The sequence below is a fragment of the Siminovitchia sediminis genome, assembly GCF_042680885.1.
Lineage (GTDB): Bacteria > Bacillota > Bacilli > Bacillales > Bacillaceae_C > Siminovitchia > Siminovitchia sediminis.
In genome coordinates this window covers 2,578-3,538 of the sequence record NZ_JBHUEO010000102.1, presented here as the reverse complement: position 1 = coordinate 3,538, position 961 = coordinate 2,578, and the positions used below count along the sequence as shown (strand labels likewise).

Sequence of the window (961 nt, the reverse complement as noted above, 5' to 3'; positions counted from 1 at the left end):
AGGTCTAGGTGGATGGGAATCTTTTTCTTAAAAATAAAAACACAAAAATCTAGATACAAGTCGTCTAAATGTAAAATAAAAAAGCCTGTAGAGAAAAAAACATATACTTTCTCTACAAGCTGAGAGCTAGTTATACTAGCTCTGTTTTCTTCGGTATAAGAAGAATCCCCCTCCTGTCAACACTAGCACTGCTCCTATTAGCATCATGTTATAGAAGTTTGTAGCCGTATTTGGCAAAGGTTTACCCTCTTTTTCATCATATTGGGACTTTACATTTGTCTGTTCAGACGCTTCATTTTCAACGCTATTTGTTGTTTTTGGCAAAGTTTCTGCTTTGAACTTTGACGCAGGTTGTTCGCTTACTTTAGTTCCCAGTTCTTCTACTGGTTTAACAACAAATTGGCGTTCAGTAGGATTTTCGGGTTTTAGCATCATGTTATAGATGCTTGTACCAACATTTGGCAAAGGTTTACCCTCTTTTCTATCATCTTTGACATTTGCCTGTTCAGATACTTTACTTGTTAGCAAAGTCTCCCCTTTGAACTTAGACCCAGGTTTTCCGCTTACTTTAGCTCCTTGTTCTTGTTCAGGCTTTTTCATTGGTTTTTCAGCTTTAGAAGGTTGTTTAGGATTTTCCACTGGTTTTTCAGGTTTAGCAGGTTGTTCAGGTTTCTCTACCGGCTTTTCCGGTTCAGCAGGTTGTTCAGGTTTCTCTACTGGTTTTTCAGGTTCAGCAGGTTGTTCAGGTTTCTCTACCGGCTTTTCCGGTTCAGCAGGTTGTTCAGGTTTCTCTACCGGCTTTTCCGGTTCAGCAGGTTGTTCAGGTTTCTCTACTGGTTTTTCAGGTTCAGCAGGTTGTTCAGGCTTCTCTACTGGTTTTTCCGGTTCAGCAGGTTGTTCAGGTTTCTCTACTGGTTTTTCAGGTTCAGCAGGTTGTTCAGGTTTCTCTACTGGCTTTTCC

At 40.3% G+C, this 961-nt stretch carries 1 protein-coding gene; it reads right to left on the bottom strand.

From position 1 onward, the window contains the following. Nucleotides 1–135: 135 nt before the first annotated feature. Nucleotides 136–961, bottom strand: an 826-nt coding sequence (locus tag ACFSCZ_RS17750; RefSeq protein WP_380775846.1) for an LPXTG cell wall anchor domain-containing protein, incomplete at its 5' end; no start/stop codon positions are given.